At 70.4% G+C, this 15,527-nt stretch carries 18 protein-coding genes and 1 pseudogene; 9 read left to right on the top strand and 10 right to left on the bottom strand.

All coding sequences use genetic code 11. From position 1 onward, the window contains the following. Window positions 1-28: 28 nt before the first annotated feature. Window positions 29-520, bottom strand: a complete 492-nt coding sequence (locus G5B46_RS22175) for an RNA pyrophosphohydrolase (RefSeq protein WP_165262539.1) — start codon at window positions 518-520, stop codon at window positions 29-31. Next, a complete protein-coding gene (locus G5B46_RS22170) occupies window positions 517-1,695 on the bottom strand; it encodes a divergent polysaccharide deacetylase family protein (RefSeq protein ID WP_165262537.1) in 1,179 nt (392 codons plus the stop codon). The genes G5B46_RS22175 and G5B46_RS22170 overlap by 4 nt, the downstream gene beginning before the upstream one ends. A gap of 199 nt (window positions 1,696-1,894) precedes the next feature. On the opposite strand from G5B46_RS22170, the gene G5B46_RS22165 reads away from it, so the two are divergent. Beyond that, complete coding sequence (locus tag G5B46_RS22165; RefSeq protein WP_165262535.1) at window positions 1,895-2,038, top strand: hypothetical protein; 144 nt, start codon at window positions 1,895-1,897, stop codon at window positions 2,036-2,038. 248 nt (window positions 2,039-2,286) lie between these two features. On the opposite strand, the gene G5B46_RS22160 is transcribed toward G5B46_RS22165, so the two are convergent. Together G5B46_RS22160 and G5B46_RS22155 are read right to left on the bottom strand one after the other, a co-directional pair. Beyond that, window positions 2,287-3,678, bottom strand: a complete 1,392-nt coding sequence (locus G5B46_RS22160) for a S41 family peptidase (RefSeq protein ID WP_165262533.1) — start codon at window positions 3,676-3,678, stop codon at window positions 2,287-2,289. A gap of 145 nt (window positions 3,679-3,823) precedes the next feature. Beyond that, window positions 3,824-4,870 (bottom strand): peptidoglycan DD-metalloendopeptidase family protein, encoded by a 1,047-nt coding sequence (locus G5B46_RS22155; protein WP_165262531.1) that lies wholly within the window; start codon window positions 4,868-4,870, stop codon window positions 3,824-3,826. A gap of 67 nt (window positions 4,871-4,937) precedes the next feature. On the opposite strand from G5B46_RS22155, the pseudogene G5B46_RS24615 reads away from it, so the two are divergent. Next, window positions 4,938-5,025: pseudogene (locus tag G5B46_RS24615) on the top strand (hypothetical protein); the annotation flags it as partial. Window position 5,026: 1 nt separating this feature from the next. Here the strand turns inward: G5B46_RS24615 and rlmH are convergent. After that, entirely contained in the window at window positions 5,027-5,491 is a 465-nt protein-coding gene (gene rlmH / locus G5B46_RS22150) for a 23S rRNA (pseudouridine(1915)-N(3))-methyltransferase RlmH (RefSeq protein ID WP_101717025.1), read from the bottom strand. A gap of 67 nt (window positions 5,492-5,558) precedes the next feature. Further along, on the bottom strand, window positions 5,559-5,999 hold the full coding sequence (gene rsfS, locus G5B46_RS22145; protein ID WP_165262651.1) for a ribosome silencing factor: 441 nt from the start codon (window positions 5,997-5,999) through the stop codon (window positions 5,559-5,561). Between the two features lie 155 nt (window positions 6,000-6,154). Here rsfS and G5B46_RS22140 point away from each other — a divergent pair, with 155 nt between their 5' ends. Both G5B46_RS22140 and G5B46_RS22135 read left to right on the top strand, forming a co-directional pair. After that, window positions 6,155-6,706, top strand: coding sequence for a hypothetical protein (locus G5B46_RS22140; RefSeq protein WP_165262529.1), 552 nt, complete (start codon window positions 6,155-6,157; stop codon window positions 6,704-6,706). 7 nt (window positions 6,707-6,713) lie between these two features. Then, window positions 6,714-7,385 (top strand): hypothetical protein, encoded by a 672-nt coding sequence (locus G5B46_RS22135; RefSeq protein ID WP_165262527.1) that lies wholly within the window; start codon window positions 6,714-6,716, stop codon window positions 7,383-7,385. Here G5B46_RS22135 and G5B46_RS22130 read toward each other — a convergent pair. Together G5B46_RS22130 and G5B46_RS22125 are read right to left on the bottom strand one after the other, a co-directional pair. Continuing rightward, window positions 7,382-8,035 carry a nicotinate-nucleotide adenylyltransferase gene (locus G5B46_RS22130; protein ID WP_165262525.1) on the bottom strand — a complete coding sequence of 218 codons (654 nt, stop codon included), beginning with the start codon at window positions 8,033-8,035 and terminating at the stop codon, window positions 7,382-7,384. The two genes, G5B46_RS22135 and G5B46_RS22130, sit on opposite strands and share 4 nt — an antisense overlap. Next, window positions 8,001-9,275 (bottom strand): glutamate-5-semialdehyde dehydrogenase, encoded by a 1,275-nt coding sequence (locus tag G5B46_RS22125; protein ID WP_165262523.1) that lies wholly within the window; start codon window positions 9,273-9,275, stop codon window positions 8,001-8,003. The genes G5B46_RS22130 and G5B46_RS22125 overlap by 35 nt, the downstream gene beginning before the upstream one ends. 194 nt (window positions 9,276-9,469) lie before the next feature. On the opposite strand from G5B46_RS22125, the gene G5B46_RS24870 reads away from it, so the two are divergent. From G5B46_RS24870 to G5B46_RS22105, 4 genes are all read left to right on the top strand, one after another. Further along, window positions 9,470-10,318: an alpha/beta fold hydrolase gene (locus tag G5B46_RS24870; protein ID WP_165262521.1), complete on the top strand. Its 849-nt coding sequence runs from the start codon at window positions 9,470-9,472 to the stop codon at window positions 10,316-10,318. A gap of 103 nt (window positions 10,319-10,421) precedes the next feature. Beyond that, window positions 10,422-10,826 (top strand): hypothetical protein, encoded by a 405-nt coding sequence (locus G5B46_RS22115; protein WP_165262519.1) that lies wholly within the window; start codon window positions 10,422-10,424, stop codon window positions 10,824-10,826. Beyond that, the gene (locus tag G5B46_RS22110; protein WP_165262517.1) at window positions 10,823-11,023 is read left to right on the top strand and encodes a helix-turn-helix transcriptional regulator; all 201 of its coding nucleotides are present in this window, start codon (window positions 10,823-10,825) and stop codon (window positions 11,021-11,023) included. The genes G5B46_RS22115 and G5B46_RS22110 overlap by 4 nt, the downstream gene beginning before the upstream one ends. Window positions 11,024-11,056: 33 nt before the next feature. Next, window positions 11,057-11,968 (top strand): alpha/beta hydrolase, encoded by a 912-nt coding sequence (locus G5B46_RS22105; protein ID WP_165262515.1) that lies wholly within the window; start codon window positions 11,057-11,059, stop codon window positions 11,966-11,968. 161 nt (window positions 11,969-12,129) lie between these two features. Here the strand turns inward: G5B46_RS22105 and proB are convergent, their stop codons facing one another. Both proB and obgE read right to left on the bottom strand, forming a co-directional pair. Next, window positions 12,130-13,263, bottom strand: coding sequence for a glutamate 5-kinase (proB, locus tag G5B46_RS22100; protein WP_165262513.1), 1,134 nt, complete (start codon window positions 13,261-13,263; stop codon window positions 12,130-12,132). Further along, on the bottom strand, window positions 13,260-14,324 hold the full coding sequence (gene obgE, locus G5B46_RS22095; protein ID WP_165262511.1) for a GTPase ObgE: 1,065 nt from the start codon (window positions 14,322-14,324) through the stop codon (window positions 13,260-13,262). The genes proB and obgE overlap by 4 nt, the downstream gene beginning before the upstream one ends. A 215-nt stretch (window positions 14,325-14,539) precedes the next feature. Between obgE and G5B46_RS22090 the strand changes: the two genes are divergently transcribed. Continuing rightward, window positions 14,540-15,499: a hypothetical protein gene (locus G5B46_RS22090; protein WP_165262509.1), complete on the top strand. Its 960-nt coding sequence runs from the start codon at window positions 14,540-14,542 to the stop codon at window positions 15,497-15,499. Window positions 15,500-15,527: the final 28 nt, after the last annotated feature.

Below are 15,527 nucleotides of genomic sequence, written 5' to 3'. Positions count from 1 at the left end.
GAAGGGCCGGCGCGCTGAGCCTTCGGTGTCAGGCGGTGCGCGCGAACCCCGAGAAAGCGGCGACCATTCGTTCGTAGACGCCGCGTTTGAAGGGTACGATTAGTTCGGGCGTTTCGTCGAGAGCGCCCCAGCGCCAGGCGTCGAACTCGATGTCGCCATGGGCCGCCAGGTCGATCTCGCCCTCGTCGCCGGTGAAGCGGAAGGCGAACCACACCTGCTTCTGGCCAAGGTACCCGCGCGCGCGCTTGGTCCCCATGAACTCGGGCGGATAGTCGTAGGTCAGCCAGCCTTCGGTGCGGCCCAGCAACTGGGCGGACTTCACGCCGGTCTCTTCGTAGAGCTCGCGGCGGGCGGCGGTTTCCAGGTCTTCGCCCTCGTCGACGCCGCCCTGCGGCAACTGCCAGTTATAGGGCGGCTCCTGCTTGTGGCGCATGCCCAGCCAGACCCGGCCGTCAGTGGGATGGAAGAGGGCGACGCCCACATTGGGGCGGTAGAGCGAAAGGTCGATCTGCGCGGTCATCGCTTGGCGATAGCCGAAGCCGGCGCCAGTTGCACGCCCCGCGCATTGAGGCCGCCGGCCCAGTTGCGCACTTGGCTGATCGTCACCGGATAGGCGAAGCCCACGCCCAGCGACTGGCCGCGGGCGCTGGCGCCCGATTCCAGGGCCCGCAGCTGGCCCTCGATGGCCTCGGCCGACAGGTCGTCGTCGATGCCGCGTTCGGCCGAGGCGCGCGGGATCGGGCCGCCGCGACGGGCGGCCGCGCCGTCGTCGACGAAGGCCAGGCCCCGGGCCTTCAGCGCCGTGGTGAAGGTGGCCATGGCCGGGTCGGAATCCAGGAACTTCGAGCCCAGATAGTTGGTCAGGCCGAAATAGCCGGTGGCGCGCGACATCAGCCATTCCAGCTTGCGCACGGTCTCGTCGGGACGGTTGGCGGCGATCAGGGTGTAGGGGCCCGGATCGTTGGCCGGATAGTCGTTGGGCTCCATCGGCGTCTCGAGCAGCACCTCGTGCCCGTGCGAGCGGGCCAGGTCGATCCAGCCCTGCAGCCCTTCGGCATAGGGGGCGAACGACAGGGTGATCTCGGGCGGCAGGGTCTCGATGGCGGCGCGGGTGGTCTGGGCGTTGAGGCCGAGGCCCCCGATCACCAGGGCCACGCGCGGGCGGCCGTCGGGCGTGAACGGACGGGCATAGGCTTCGGCGACCGTGCGGCCGTCGGGCGCGATCACCGGCAGCGGGCCGCCGCCGGGGCCAGGAACCGACAGGCCAGGCAGCGGGGCCTGGACCAGGGCGCCGCCCGACGGGGCGGGCGCGGCGGCCAGGTCCGTGAAGTCTTCGGGCGCGGCGTCGGCCTGGGCGTGGCGGGCGAAGGGCTGGGCCGACAGGTCCATCTGGCCGGGCAGCAGCGGGGCTTCCTCGTCGCCTTCGGTCGAAAGCGCCTCGCGCCAGCCGTCGGGCGCGCCCTTGGTGGCGCCGATCTCCGACAGCGACAGGCGGATCACCGGAGCGCCGGCCTTGGGGTCGCCGGTCACCAGCACCAGCACCGCCAGGCTCAGCAGGAACAGGAAGGCTGCGCCGCTGGCGCCGATATAGGGATTGGCCGCGGCCGCCATCAGGCGCGCGCGCAGGTCGCCGCCGTCGGCGGGTTCGGGCGCGGCGGCGGTGTAGGCGGGCTTGCGGGAGAACACGGCGGCCATGGGATGGGCTTAGCGGGCAAGCTTCCAAGATATGGTTAACAGGGTTCGCCCAAACCTGCGGCGAAATGGCGGATCGCTGCTTTTCTCAGCGAAGCGCGGCGCGGAAATGACCGACAGGCGAGGTTGGACGCAAAAGCGGTGGCGAGACCTTTCCGCCGGTCGATCCTCGGGCGCAAGCTTCTCGTGAGGAGACCTCGCCATGAGCCTGACCGAGTTCGCCCGCTTCTCCGATCCCTCGCGCGCCGAAGACCGCGCCGTGTGCCTGGCCGCCGTGTTGCGGGCCGGGGCGGGGCTGGTCGTCGGCCTGGCCGTGGTGGTGATCGCGGCGTTGGGGATGGCCTAGAAGAACCTCTCCCATGGGGAGAGGGAGGGGCCCGCGCCGAAGGCGTGGGAGGGTGAGGGGCTAAACCGCCTGCGGTCCCATCACTCTTCGACCCAGCCTCATCTGGATAGGCTTAAACCCCTCACCCTCCCATGCTGCGCATGGGCCCCTCCCTCTCCCTATGGGAGAGGTTCAGAAAAAGGGGGAGAAGGACGAAAAAAGCCGCCCATCTTTCGACGGGCGGCTCGTTCTCGCGGGCTCGAAAGCCCTTACTTCTTCTCGACCGGAGGCTTGCCGCCAGCGGCTGCGGCCTTGGCGGTGACCTCGGCGATCTTCGGCTGCGGCTTGGGCAGCTTCGGCACGGCCTCGACCGAGCCGGCCTTCAGCACGGCCAGGGCGCGCGACAGCTGGAAGTCGTCCTTCTTCTCGTCGAAGCCGGCCGGCGGCGCTTCGGCCGGCACGTGGGCGCCCTTGCGGGTCTTGCCCTCGTCGGCGTTCAGCGCGTTCTTGAAGCTGGCCTCGCTGAACCACACGCGGTTGGCGATGTCCTGGGCCTGGTCCTTGGTCTGGGCCACTTCCAGGTCGGGCTCGATGCCGGTCTTCTGGATCGAGCGGCCCGACGGGGTGAAGTAGCGGGCCGTGGTCAGCTTCAGGGCGCCGTCGGCGCCGCCGCGCAGCGGGATCACGGTCTGGACCGAGCCCTTGCCGAAGCTGGTGATGCCGACAAGCTCGGCGCGGTGGCGGTCCTGCAGGGCGCCGGCGACGATTTCAGCCGCGGACGCGGAGCCCTGGTTGATCAGCACCACCATCGGCAGGCCGTTCAGGATGTCGCCCGGGGTGGCGTTCAGGCGCTGGATGTCGCGCGGATTGCGGCCGCGCTGGCTGACGACCTCGCCGCCTTCCAGGAACAGGTCGGCCACGCCGCGCGCCTGGTCGAGCAGGCCGCCCGGATTGTTGCGCAGGTCGAAGACCAGGCCCTTCATCTTGGGGTTCTTGGCCTGCAGGTCCTTGATCGAGGCCGACAGGGCGTCGGTCGACTTTTCGTTGAAGCCGGGCAGGCGCACATAGCCGTAGTCGCCTTCCATGCGGGCGATGGCGGCCTTGGGCTTGATGACCTCGCGCACCAGCTTGACGTCGAACGGGTCGGTCTTCTCGCGGGCGATGGTGATGGTCACCGTCTCGCCGGCCGGGCCGCGCATCTGCTTGACGGCCTCATTGACCGTCAGGCCCAGAACCGACTGGCCGTTGACGGCCGTGATGTAGTCGCCGGCCTGGATCCCCGCGCGATCGGCGGGCGTGCCGTCCATCGGCGAGATGACCTTGACCACGCCTTCCTCGCTGGTGACCTCGATGCCGAGGCCGCCGTACTCGCCGCGCGTGGTGTCCTGCATGTCCTCGAAGCTGTCGGGCGACAGGTAGCCCGAGTGCGGGTCGAGGCTGGTCAGCATGCCGTCAAGCGCGGCCTCGATCAGCTTCTTGTCGTCGACTTCGGTGACGTACTGGTCCTCGACGGTGGCGAGCACGTCGCCGAACAGTTCGAGCAGCTTGTAGGTCTTGGCTTTCTGCGAGGGGATGGTCGCTTGGGCGATCGGGCTGACATAGGCCATGGTCCCCGCGCCGAGGACAAAGGCCGAAACACCGATGAGCAGGTACTTGCGCATAAGGCCTGAAAGGCTCCCTTGCGGCGCGGGCGCCGCGTCCGATACTCAAGAGCGGCGCGAACGCCGCGTTCGATAGTCCGGCCCCGTCCATCCCCGACGCAGGCCGCGCGTCATGATGAACGCCCATCATTGCTGAAAAAGTCGTCTACCGCGACTCTTGCTTGAGCCAGCGTCCCGGGTCGGCCGGAACGCCGTTCTCACGCACCTCAAGATAGAGCTCCGGCTCCAAAGGTCCACGGTCCGTCATGCGTCCGAGGGCGGCGCCGGCTGCGACCGATTGTCCGGGCGCCACCGAAACGTCGGCCAGGCCCGCCATGACCAGATGATAGGCACCCTGGGCGCGGACGATCACCACCATGTCCCAGCCGTTCAGCGGGCCGGCGTACTCGACCACGCCGGCGGCGGGGCTGCCGACGGCCTGGCCCTTGGCGGTGCGGATCGACAGGCCCTCGGCCTTGCCGCCGACGGGCTGGGCGTCGCCCCAGCGGCGCACCACCTCGCCGGGGGCCGGAGCCCGCAGCGTCAGCGGGCCGGTGGCCGATCCGGTCGACAGGCCGTCGGTCAGCGCGCCCAGGGTCTGGCGTTCCTGGTCGGCGGCGATGGCGTCCTGGGCGTAGGCGCGCTCCAACTGGGTCTTCTCGACGATCATCCGCTCCAGCTCGCCCCGGCGGTCGGCCATGGCGCTCTCGGCGGTGAACAGCTGCTCGGAGGCGGCGGCGGCCTCGCGGCGCAGGGCCCCGACGGCGCGGGCCTGGCGGGCGTAGGCGTCGGCGCGGGCCTGCAGGTCGGGCGTCATGGCGCGGATCAGGATCGCCGCCCGCACCGCGTCGCGGGCGTCGCCGGGATTGACCAGCAGGGCCGGCGGCGGGTTGCGGCGGAAAAGCTGGAGGGCGCTGAGCAGCCGGGCCAGCTGGCCCCGGTCGCGGCCCAGCTCGCCGATCAGCGCCGACTCCCGCCGGTGCAGGGTCTCCAGCCGGGCGCGCTTGACGTCGACGTCGGCCCCGGCCGAGACCTGCTGCTGGTTCAGCCGGGAAAGCTCGGCCCGCAGGTCCTCGATCTCGCGGCGGGTGTCGGCCGCCTGCTGCAGGTCGCGGGTGCGCTGGTCGCCGATCTGCTGCGCGACGACGGCCCCGGCTCCGGCGAGGAGCAGGGCGCAGGCGCTGACGGCGGCGATCGCGAAGCGGCGGGGCATTGCGTCCCTATCTGCCTGAGGGCGCGGCGGTTTCAAAGGGGCGGTCGGTGCGTCCTTCGAGGCTCGGCTGCGCCTCGCACCTCAGGATGAGGAAGCTATTGCACTGAATTCCTCATCCTGAGGCGCCCGCGCAGCGGGCCTCGAAGGACGCAGGGCTCAGTCCCGGTGATAGGGCGAGCCGGCCAGGATGGTGGCGGCGCGGTAGATCTGTTCGGCCAGCATGGCGCGGGCCAGGGCGTGGGGCCAGGTCTGGGGGCCGAAGGCCAGCAGCTCGTTGGCCTGCGCCAGGATCGACGGGTCCAGCCCGTCGGCGCCGCCGATCAGGAACACGATCCGGCGCTGGCCGTCGTCGCGCAGGCGCTCCAGGCGGCCGGCGAAGGCGCGCGAGGTGTGGACCTTGCCGTGCTCGTCGCAGGCGACGACATAGGCGCCTTCCAGGTGCGGGCGCAGCACCTCGGCCTCGGCGGCCTTGCCCGGCTTGCGGGCTTCGACCTCGAGGATCTCGACGGGACCCAGCGCCAGGGCGCGGCCCGACGCGGTGGCGCGGGACGCGTAGTCCAGCGCCAGCTGCGCCTCGACCATGCGGCCGAGCTTCCCGACGGTGAGGATGGTGATCTTCATTTTGGGAGAGCAGGGCGGAGAACCCCGCTCCGAGCGATGCTCAGGAGCGGGGCCTGCCCGGAGGAGATCAGTTCGACGAGGCGGCCGGCATGCGGTGCGGCGCGTCGACGGCCCAGATCTTCTCGATGTTGTAGAAGCTGCGCACTTCGGGGCGGAACAGGTGGACGACGACGTCGCCGGCGTCGATCAGCACCCAGTCGCAGTGCGGCAGGCCTTCGACCCGGGCCTTGCCCAGGCCATGGTCCTTCAGCGCGCGCAGCACGTGGTCGGCGAGAGCGCCGACGTGACGATGCGAGCGGCCCGACGCCACGATCAGGCTGTCGGCCACGGAGCTCTTGTCCGTAAGGTCGATGTGGACGATGTCCTGGGCCTTGTCGTCGTCGAGGCGGTCCAGGATCAGGCGCTCCAGCGCCTTGATGTTCAGGTCCGTACTGAGCGTCGGATTTTCAGTCGAGGATTCGGCACCAGCCGGTCCCTCGTGCGCCGTCGGCGCGGGGTCGCTACGCAGCGGAATGCTCCTTATTGGCTTCGCGCAAAGCCCCTCATAGCACGGAAAGACTCGAAACGTGAGGGGGATCGTGGTCGCAGGGGCGATGGGCGGCGACCGCTGGCCTTGCCGCTCGCGGCGCGATAGAGCTTGGGGCGGGGTTCGAGGGGGCGTTGATGAAGTACGAAGCCGCGGGCAAGGCCCGGTTCCAGATCGACCTGGACGAAGGCCAGACCATCCGGATCCGGGCGGTCAGGCAGGTCTTTCCCCTGCTTTTCCTGCCGGTGTGGTTGGCGGGTTGGACCGTCGGCGGGATCGTGGCGATCCACCAGCTGCTCACCGAATTCGAGCCCTTCCTCGCCATCTGGCTTTGCGCCTGGGTCCTCGGCTGGGTGTTCGCGGCCGGGACCCTGGTCTGGATGATCGGCGGGGTGGAGACCCTGCGCGTGGTCCAGGGCGACCTGGAGACGGCCATGGTCTGCGGGCCGTGGTCGCGCCGGAAGCTCTATCAGGGGGCGGTGATCCGCGACCTCAAGCCCTCGCACCAGGATCCGATGCTGGCCCGTTTCCAGTTCAGCGGCCCGTTCGCCATGAAGGCCATGGGCGCGATCCAGTTCAGCTATGGCGCGCGGAGCGTCCGGGTGGGCCAGGGCCTGGACGAGACCGAAGCTCAGTTGCTGGTCGAGCACCTGCGCAAGCGGCTGCCGGCGCAAGCGGCGGCGGCCTGAAGCGGCGATGCGCAAGCTGGCTCTTGTCGCCCTGCTGCCCGTCCTGGCCGCGCCGCCGACACTGGCAGCCGAGCCGCCCCTGACCCTGAAGGCATTGCGCGCCCTGTCGCCTGAGCAGGTCATCGCCCGCGCCTTCGCCTCGTCCCTCGAGACGGAGCCTCAGGCCACGGTCACCGACACCCTTCCCGACAGCTATGCGCTGAGCACGGTCGAGACCCCTCTGGCGCTGCGCCCGGTCGCCGACCGCGTGTGCCGTCAGCAGGTCCTGACCTTCCGGTTCGCGCCCCTGTCCGCCACAACGACGCGCGCCATCGATCCGCCGTCCGTCGTCGACCGGCTGACGGTCGTCGAGCACTATCGGCTGGTCGCGCCGGGGCGTTCGGATTGCGCCGGCGCCGCCTGGCCGCCGTTCAAGGCTTCGTCCGACATCGTGGCCGGCAACGGCGTCCGCCGGCTGGAGGCGTTGCTGGCCGCGCCCGAGCGCTGGCGGTTCAGCTGCGTTCAGCCCGGCTGCGACCTTTCGAAGATACGGATCCAGGACCTGCGCAGCATATGGGGCGAGCGGGACGGCGAACTGACCCTCAACGGCGAGATGGCCGGGCGGACCAGTTGGGCGATCATGATGTCGGCGCAGGACGACGTCGCCACCCTGTGGACCGGGCCGACGCCGCCGAGCTAGCCCTTGGTCTGGCGCGCCCGCAGGGCCGTGGACGAGGCGAAGTTCAGCGGGCCGGTGAGATAGACCCAGGCCGGAACCTCGGCGTCGGCGATGGTCGCCGCGGCGCTGGCCGGGCGGCGGGCGAAGGCGAAGCGGCGAGCGGCCGGCGAGCTTCGCGCCTTGAGCGCCGCCCATGGACGCGAGACCACGGCGACCGGGACCTCGCGCATGATCTGGGTCCAGCCGCGCCAGCGGTGGAAGGTGGCCAGGCTGTCGGCGCCCATCACCCAGACGAACTTCACGCCCGGGAAGCGGGCCTTTAGCACCCGCAGGGTGTCGATCGTGTATTGCGAGCCCAGCCGCGTCTCGGCGTCGGAGACGATCATGCTGGAGCCGCGCGCCCAACGGCGGGCCTCGTCCATGCGCTCGGCCAGGGGCCTGGTCTCGCGCGAAGATTTCAGAGGGTTCTGCGGCGAGACGAGCCAGATCACCTTGTCCAGGTTCAGGCGATGCAAGGCGGTCTCGGCCACGTGGGCGTGGCCCTCATGCGCCGGGTTGAAGCTGCCGCCGAACAGCCCGACGCGCATGCCCGGCTCCAGATGGAAGCCGAGGCGATGGGCGCTGGGGCGGCCGGCTTCAGGGACGAGTCTGGCCGGTCCCGCGAACCACATACTTGAACGTCGTCAGTTGCTCGGCCCCGACCGGGCCGCGGGCGTGAAGCTTGTCGGTGGCGATGCCGATTTCGGCCCCGAAGCCGAACTCGCCGCCATCGGCGAACTGGGTGGAGGCGTTGACCAGCACGATGGCGCTGTCGACCTGGCCGATGAAACGTTCGGCCGCGGCCGTGTCCTCGGTGACGATCGCGTCGGTGTGGCCCGAGCCGTAGGTCGCGATGTGCCGAGCCGCGCCGTCGACGCCGTCGACCACGGCCACGGCGATGATCGGCGCCAGGTACTCGGTGGTCCAGTCCTCGACCGCAGCGGCCTTCAGTTCGGGCTCGATGGCGCGGGCGGCCGCGTCGCCGCGGATCTCGCAGCCGGCCTTGATCAGCACGTCGGCGATCGGCGGCAAAAGCTTGCCGGCCGCGGCGCTGTCGATCAGCAGGGTCTCGGCCGAGCCGCACACCGACACGCGGCGCATCTTGGCGTTCAGCACGATGTCGGCGGCCTTCTTCAGGTCGGCGGCTTCGTGCACGAAGACGTGGTTGAGGCCTTCCAGGTGGCCCAGCACCGGGGCGCGGGCCTCGGCCTGGACGCGGGCGACCAGGCTCTTGCCGCCGCGCGGGATGATCAGGTCGATCGACCGGTCCAGACCCGACAGGATGGCGCCGACGGCGGCGCGGTCGGTGGTCCTGACCATCTGCACCACGTTGGCCGGCAGGCCGGCGGCGGCCAGGCCCTTGAGCACGGCGGCGTGGATGGCGAGGTTGGACTCGATGCACTCCGAACCGCCGCGCAGGATCACGGCGTTGCCCGAGCGCAGGGTCAGGGCCGCGGCGTCGGCCGTCACGTTGGGACGGCTTTCGTAGATCATGGCGATGACGCCGATCGGCGTGCGCACGCGGGCGATGTCCAGGCCGTTGGGGCGCTGCCAGCGGGCGGTCTCCACGCCCAGCGGGTCGGGAATGGCGGCCACGGCCTCGACGCCGGCGGCCACGCCTTCCAGGCGCGCCTCGTTCAGCATCAGCCGCTCGATCATCGGCGGGGTCAGGCCGTTGGCGCCGGCCTTCTCCAGGTCGCGGGCGTTGGCGGCCAGGATGGCCGGGGCCTCGGCGCGGATGGCGGCGGCGATGGCGACGAGGGCGGCGGTGCGCTGGGCTGGCGTGGCGAGGCGGAGCGCGCGCGCGCCCTCGCGGGCCGCCTGGCCCATCGCCCTCATCGTCGCCTGCAGGCCCCCGGCCGCGTCGTCCATGGCTCGTCCGTCCCCGGATATGCTCAGATTGAGGCTTACCTAGGCTCTTTGGGGGCTCGGGGAAATGGCCAATTGCTGGCGGAGCGCCGAGAAAGCCTGTCAGCGCGGGTGCAGGCCTTGTGCGGCGTTCGTCTTCGGGTTGAATGGCGGTGAAGCTTTGCCGGAGCGGTCCGCGGCTTCCTAGGAGATCGCCGGTGATCCGTCGCACCCTGTCCCTGCTGGCCCCCGTCCTGGTCTTGTCGCTGAGCGCCTGCATCACCGTGAACATCGGCCAGAGGGACGTCGTCCCGCCCTTCGACGGCGCCCAGCCGGCCGGGGCGCCGCTGTCGGCGGCCGCCATTCCCGGCGCGCAGGTGGCCGTCGGCACGGTTCCATTCGCCTCGGGCGAGATCCACTACGTCTTGGCGAAGGCCGACCCCGCCCGGCCGCTGGTGGTGTTCTGCGGCGGCAACATGTTCAGGGAAAGCGCCGGCGGGGCCTCGCGCGGCGCGGTGCTGGGGCGGTTCGGCGACGTCCTGATGTTCGACTATCCGGGCCGGGGCCAGTCGACCGGCGCGCCGACGCGCCAGGCCTTCGAGGCCGCCCGCGCGCCCCTGGCCCGCAAGATCGAGGCCATGGCGGCGCAGCGGACCGGCGGGGTGATCTTCTGGGGCCATTCGCTGGGCGGGACCTACTGCGCGGCCCTGGCCGCCGAGACCAAGGTCGCGTCGAGCCTGGTGATGGAGGGCAGCTTCGCCTCGATCGAGGACATCGCCGACGCCATGGCCGGGGCGGCGCGGCCGCTGGTGCGCCTGCGGATCGATCCGGGCGCCATGAACTACAAGGCCCCCGAACTGCTGAAGGCCTATCCGGGCAGGATCGTCGTCGCCGCCTCGCGTCAGGACGAGACCATTCCGTTCAAGGCCTCGCGCCGCCTGGCCGCGCGCCTGGAGGCGCAGGGCAGGGCGGTGACCTTCGTGCCGCTGGCCCAGGGCAAGCACTCGCGCTTCTACCTGGAGCCGGCCTACGGGCCGGCGATGACCGCGGCGATCGCCGCGCCGTGATGTCAGTACGGCCTGACATGAAGTCATGATCTCCTGACATGATGTCAGGTTGACATTACATTTTGATGCTGTCAGGTTTGCCTTACATCAACGGGAGGCAGCCATGCTGGCCATCGGCAAGTTCCACAGCTCGGCGCATCGGCGCTACGTGATCCGCACCATGGCGTTCATGATCCCCTATGTGCTGGTCAATATGGGCGCGATCTTCGGGGCGTTCGACGACATCAGGACGCCGGTGGCGGCCTGGGCGCTGGCGCTGGTGGTTTCGGCGCCGGTGGTCGGCCAGATCTGGGCCACCCTGGCGTTGATGGCCGAGTCCGACGAGTTCGTCCGCGCCCTGGTCGCCCGCCAGTTCATCGTCGCCTCGGGCGTGGCCATGGCGCTGTTCTCGGTGTGGGGCTTCGGCGAGAGCTACGCCCACGCGCCGCACCTGCCCGGCTGGCTGATCTATCCGCTGTTCTGGGCGGTGTTCGGCGTCGTCTCGCCGTTCATCCGGAGCACGCGATGAAGAACCGTCTGAAGCTGCTGCGCGTCGAGCGCGGCTGGACCCAGGAGCAGCTCGGCCAGGCGCTCAGCGTCTCGCGCCAGGCGGTCAACGCCCTGGAGACCGAGAAGCACGATCCGTCGCTCGATCTGGCCTACCGCATCGCCGCCATCTTCGAGCGGCCGATCGAAGAGATCTTCGAGAACCCGCACGTCCGCTGAGGACGTTTCCAGAGACTCAAGGAGACCCAGTCCATGTCGCTCGCCTTTCTCGGCGGCCGCGCGGTCGCGCGCGCCTGCATCATCGTCCTGGCCGCCCTGCTGGGCCTCGGGATCGCCATTTCCGTCGCCCGGGCCGAGCCGGCCTTCACGAGCGACCGGCTGTCGGTCGAGGTGGTCGGGCAGGGGCCTGACGTGATCCTGGTTCCGGGCCTGGCCTCCTCGCGCGAGGTGTTCCGGCCGCTGGCCGACCGGCTGAAGGCCACGCATCGCGTGCATCTGGTTCAGCTGTCGGGCTTCGCAGGCCAGCCCTGGACCGGCGGCGAGGGCCCGTTCGTCGACCCGGCGGTCGAGGCCCTGGCGGCCTATGTCCGCTCTGCCGGTCTGGCTCGGCCAGCGGTGATCGGCCACTCGATGGGCGGACTGTCGGCCCTGCTGCTGGCCCAGCGCAATCCGCAGCTGGTCGGCCGGGTGATGACGGTCGACACCCTGCCGTTCTACAGCGCCATGTTCGGCCCGACGGCCACGCCGGCCAGCGCCAGGCCCTTCGCCGACCGCATGGCGGCGGGGGTCCTGTCGGCTAGCCCCGAGGCCTTCGCCGCCCAGCAGGCGGCCGCCGCCAAGGGCCTGTCGCGCACCCCGGCCATGCAGGAGGCCATCGTCGCCTGGTCGCTGGCCTCGGATCGCCAGGCGGTGGCCAAGGCGATCTTCGAGGTGATGACGCTGGACGCCCGTCCGGGCCTGGCGGCGATGAAGGTTCCGGTCACCGCGCTCTACGCCGCCGACGCCGAGGGCGCCCTGCCGCCGGCCGTGGTCGGGGCGCTGTGGATGCGCGAGTACGACGCTCTGCCGGGCGTGAAGCTGGTCCGCGTCGAAGGCAGCCGCCACTTCATCATGGCCGACCAGCCCGAAGCGTTCGCCAAGGCGGTGGAGAGGTTCCTGAAGTAGAGGACCCTCCCCCTGAAGGGGGAGGTGTCGCCGAAGGCGACGGAGGGGGAAGTCTCTTGGAGATTGGCCGGTTCAGCGGAAGCTGAAAACGCCCCCCCTCCGGCCCTCCGGGCCACCTCCCCCAGAGGGGGAGGATCTTTGGCTCGGCGACTGAGGGGGGCTTACCCCCCCACCGCCAGGTCGTCGGCGTGGATCATCGGGCCTTCGGTGAAGCCGAGCTCGGCCTCGATGGCGTCGCTGCGCAGGCCGGCGATCCGTAACGCGTCGGCGCTGTCGTAGCGCACGAGGCCGCGGGCGACCTCGTGGCCGGTCTCGTCGCGCACGCGCACGGCGTCGCCCTTTTCGAACGGACCCTCGACGGCGCGCACCCCGGCGGCCAGCAGGCTCTTGCCGGTCTTCAGGGCGGCTGCGGCGCCGGCGTCGACCGTCACCCAGCCCTGCGGGGCCAGCGAGCCGGCGATCCAGGCCTTGTAGGCGGCGGCGGGCGAGGCGGCGGCCTCGATCAGGGTCGCGGGCGCGCCCTCCTCGATGGCGGCCAGCGGACGCGGGCGCGAGCCCAGGGTGATCAGGGTGGCGCAGCCGGCCGCGCGGGCGATGCGGGCGGCGGCGATCTTGGTGGCCATGCCGCCGGTGCCCACGCCGGCGGCGGCGTTGGCGCCCTCGGCCATGGCGGCGATCGCCGGCGTGATCTCCGAGACGCGCGGAATGTGGGTGGCGGCCGGGTCGCGGCGCGGGTCGGCGGTGTAGAGCCCGTCGATGTCCGACAGCAGCACCAGCAGGTCGGCGCCCGCCAGCTGGCCGACGCGGGCGGCCAGGCGATCGTTGTCGCCGTAGCGGATCTCTTCGGTGGCCACCGTGTCGTTCTCGTTGACGACGGGAACCACGCCCAGCGACAGCAGGGTCTCGACCGTGGCGCGGGCGTTCAGCCAGCGGCGACGGGTCTCGGTGTCGTCGCGGGTCATCAGGATCTGGGCGACGCCGACGCCGTGCGGCTCGAACGCCTCCTCCCAGGCCCGCATCAGGAGGCTCTGGCCGGCGGCGGCCGCGGCCTGCTTTTCCGGCAGGGTGATCTTGCGGCCCGAAAGACCCAGGCGCCGGCGTCCCAGCGCCCCCGCGCCGGACGAGACCACCACCACCTGCTTGCCGGCCGCGCGCAGGGCCGCGGCGTCGGCGCAGAACGCCTCCAGCCAGCCCTTGTTGGCCGCGCCGGTGGCGGCGTCGACCAGCAGGGCCGAGCCGACCTTGAACACGATCCTCCGGGCCTGGCCCAGAGGTCCCCCGACCCCCAGGTTCACGGCTGCCAGCCCCCCGGCGTCTCCTCGATGTGGTCTTCGTCTTCCTCGATCTCGGCCACCGCGTCGCCGCGGCGCACGCGCACCTGGCGATAGGCCGCGCGCAGCAGCTCGGTGACGCCCTCGCCCGACACGCCGGAGATCAGCATCGGCTTGACGCCGGCCACGGCTTCCAGCTCGGCCTGCTTGGCCGCGCGGGTCTCCTCGTCCAGGGCGTCGATCTTGTTCAGCGCCAGGATCTCGGACTTGACCGCCAGCTCGTCGCCATAGGCCTCGAGCTCGCCGCGGATGGTGGTCCAGGCGCCGACGATGTCGTCCTGGGTGGCGTCCACCAGGTGGATCAGCGTGGCTGAACGCTCGACGTGCCCCAGGAACCGGGTGCCCAGGCCTGCGCCTTCCGACGCGCCCTCGATCAGGCCGGGGATGTCGGCCAGCACGAAGCGCTCGCTGGTCGACAGGTCCACGACGCCCAGGTTCGGGGTCAGGGTGGTGAAGGGATAGTCGGCGATCTTCGGCTTGGCCGCGCTGGCCGCCGCCAGGAAGGTCGACTTGCCGGCGTTGGGCAGGCCCACCAGGCCGACGTCGGCGATCAGCTTCAGCCGCAGCCACAGCCAGCGCTCTTCGCCTTCCTGGCCGGGATTGGCCCACATCGGGGCCTGGTTCACCGGACCCTTGAAGTGCAGGTTGCCCCAGCCGCCGTTGCCGCCCTTGGCCAGCAGCACGCGCATGCCCGGCTCGTCGAGGTCGACGATCAGGGTCTCCTTGTCCTCTTCCAGCACCTCGGTGCCGACCGGGACCTTCAGCACGATGTCGTCGCCGGCGGCGCCGTGGCGCTGGCGGCCCATGCCGTGCACGCCGGTGCCGGCCTTGAAGTGCTGCTGGTAGCGATAGTCGATCAGGGTGTTGAGGCCCTCGACGGCCTCGATCCAGATGTCGCCGCCGCGACCGCCGTCCCCACCGTCGGGGCCGCCGTATTCGATGTACTTCTCGCGTCGGAAAGAGACCGACCCGCCGCCGCCGTTGCCGGAGCGGATGAAGATCTTGCATTGATCCAGGAATTTCATGGGCGTCTTTTGTCCCAACACGGGTTTCGCGTCGAGCGAAATGGACTTGGCGCAACCTGTGGAACGCGCGACCAAGCGCCGCCCGTGTCGATATTGCGACAAAGAAGCGCTGCCTTGAACGCTGTTCGGCGTCGTGACGAAATGTTAAACACGGAGTGCGACAAACGGTCCCGGGGCGAAAATTCTCTATTTCTCGTGGAGGGGGAGGGCGTCCGTTGTCGACGGAAGCGAACGTCAGGGATGAACTCGATCAGGACCTCAAGGACCTGACGCTGCAGACGCTATGCCGCAAGTATGCGGGCGAAGCGTCGATCCACCGGAACATCCTGATGAGCCGCGGCACCGGCGTGACCGGGACGTGGCGCGATTTCCGCGCCTTCCTCGGCGACATCGGTCCCAAGCCGTCCGAAAACCACGTGCTGGTGCTGATCAACCGGCTCGAGCGCACCTATGGCCCCGGCCGCGCCCGCTGGATGACGCCCGACGAGCAGTCGACGCACGAGGCCGAGTTCGACCGCGTCCAGGCCGAGAAGAAGCGCGAGGCCCAGAAGCTGGAGCACGAGGCCGCCGCCATCCGCCGCGCCAAGGCCCCCAACGCCCCCAATTTCGGTCAGTTCACGCCGATGGCCGGCCAGCAGGTCAGCTTCACCGACGTGGCCAAGAAGCTGAACATCCCGGTCGCCGCCCTTTCGAAGACCATGGCCGGCGGCCGCAGCGCCGACGAACTGGTCAAGCGCGCGGCCAGCGCCGCCGAGGTGATCAACACCGAAGCAAGCTGGCTGCCGCCGGATCCGGCCCGCAAGGCCAACTTCTTCGAGGCCTTCCGCATCTGGCACATGCAGGTGCAGCCGCAGTTCAGCCGCGCGGCCACGCCGACCTTCCTGTTCCTCTACATCGCCCTGCCGGTGATGAAGGAATGCCGCGACGAGCTCGTCGACCTGAACCTGTGGAACCCGCTGGGACAGCGCGCGCTAACCGCCCGCGACAACCACATCTCGTGGAAGAAGTACTGCGAGTTCATGCCGCGCGCGCAGGTGGCGATGATGGAGATCCCCATCTACGCCACCTATTCGCTGCTGAGCGATCTGGACGCCCTGTGCGAGCGCATCGTCACCGCCGAAAAGCGCTTCCGCGAAGGCCCGCAGAAGGTGATCCACACGCATAGGGCGGCGTAGAGCCGGCCGTAAGGAACCTCCCCCTGTG

This window comes from Caulobacter sp. 602-2 (assembly GCF_011043625.1).
Lineage (GTDB): Bacteria > Pseudomonadota > Alphaproteobacteria > Caulobacterales > Caulobacteraceae > Caulobacter.
Note: the sequence above shows the minus strand (reverse complement) of the source record. Positions and strands in the feature narration are given on the sequence as shown.

What these genes read in the sequence shown, in the direction of transcription:
- G5B46_RS22115 (WP_165262519.1), top strand. Translation starts at nt 10,422, where the DNA reads ATGCTGGCCATCGGCAAGTTCCACAGCTCGGCGCATCGGCGCTACGTG.
- G5B46_RS22170 (WP_165262537.1), bottom strand. Translation starts at nt 1,695, where the DNA reads ATGGCCGCCGTGTTCTCCCGCAAGCCCGCCTACACCGCCGCCGCGCCC.
- G5B46_RS22140 (WP_165262529.1), top strand. Translation starts at nt 6,155, where the DNA reads ATGAAGTACGAAGCCGCGGGCAAGGCCCGGTTCCAGATCGACCTGGAC.
- G5B46_RS22110 (WP_165262517.1), top strand. Translation starts at nt 10,823, where the DNA reads ATGAAGAACCGTCTGAAGCTGCTGCGCGTCGAGCGCGGCTGGACCCAG.
- G5B46_RS22130 (WP_165262525.1), bottom strand. Translation starts at nt 8,035, where the DNA reads ATGTGGTTCGCGGGACCGGCCAGACTCGTCCCTGAAGCCGGCCGCCCC.
- G5B46_RS22135 (WP_165262527.1), top strand. Translation starts at nt 6,714, where the DNA reads ATGCGCAAGCTGGCTCTTGTCGCCCTGCTGCCCGTCCTGGCCGCGCCG.
- G5B46_RS22165 (WP_165262535.1), top strand. Translation starts at nt 1,895, where the DNA reads ATGAGCCTGACCGAGTTCGCCCGCTTCTCCGATCCCTCGCGCGCCGAA.
- rlmH (WP_101717025.1), bottom strand. Translation starts at nt 5,491, where the DNA reads ATGAAGATCACCATCCTCACCGTCGGGAAGCTCGGCCGCATGGTCGAG.
- G5B46_RS22160 (WP_165262533.1), bottom strand. Translation starts at nt 3,678, where the DNA reads ATGCGCAAGTACCTGCTCATCGGTGTTTCGGCCTTTGTCCTCGGCGCG.
- G5B46_RS22125 (WP_165262523.1), bottom strand. Translation starts at nt 9,275, where the DNA reads ATGGACGACGCGGCCGGGGGCCTGCAGGCGACGATGAGGGCGATGGGC.
- obgE (WP_165262511.1), bottom strand. Translation starts at nt 14,324, where the DNA reads ATGAAATTCCTGGATCAATGCAAGATCTTCATCCGCTCCGGCAACGGC.
- G5B46_RS22175 (WP_165262539.1), bottom strand. Translation starts at nt 520, where the DNA reads ATGACCGCGCAGATCGACCTTTCGCTCTACCGCCCCAATGTGGGCGTC.
- G5B46_RS22105 (WP_165262515.1), top strand. Translation starts at nt 11,057, where the DNA reads ATGTCGCTCGCCTTTCTCGGCGGCCGCGCGGTCGCGCGCGCCTGCATC.
- G5B46_RS22155 (WP_165262531.1), bottom strand. Translation starts at nt 4,870, where the DNA reads ATGCCCCGCCGCTTCGCGATCGCCGCCGTCAGCGCCTGCGCCCTGCTC.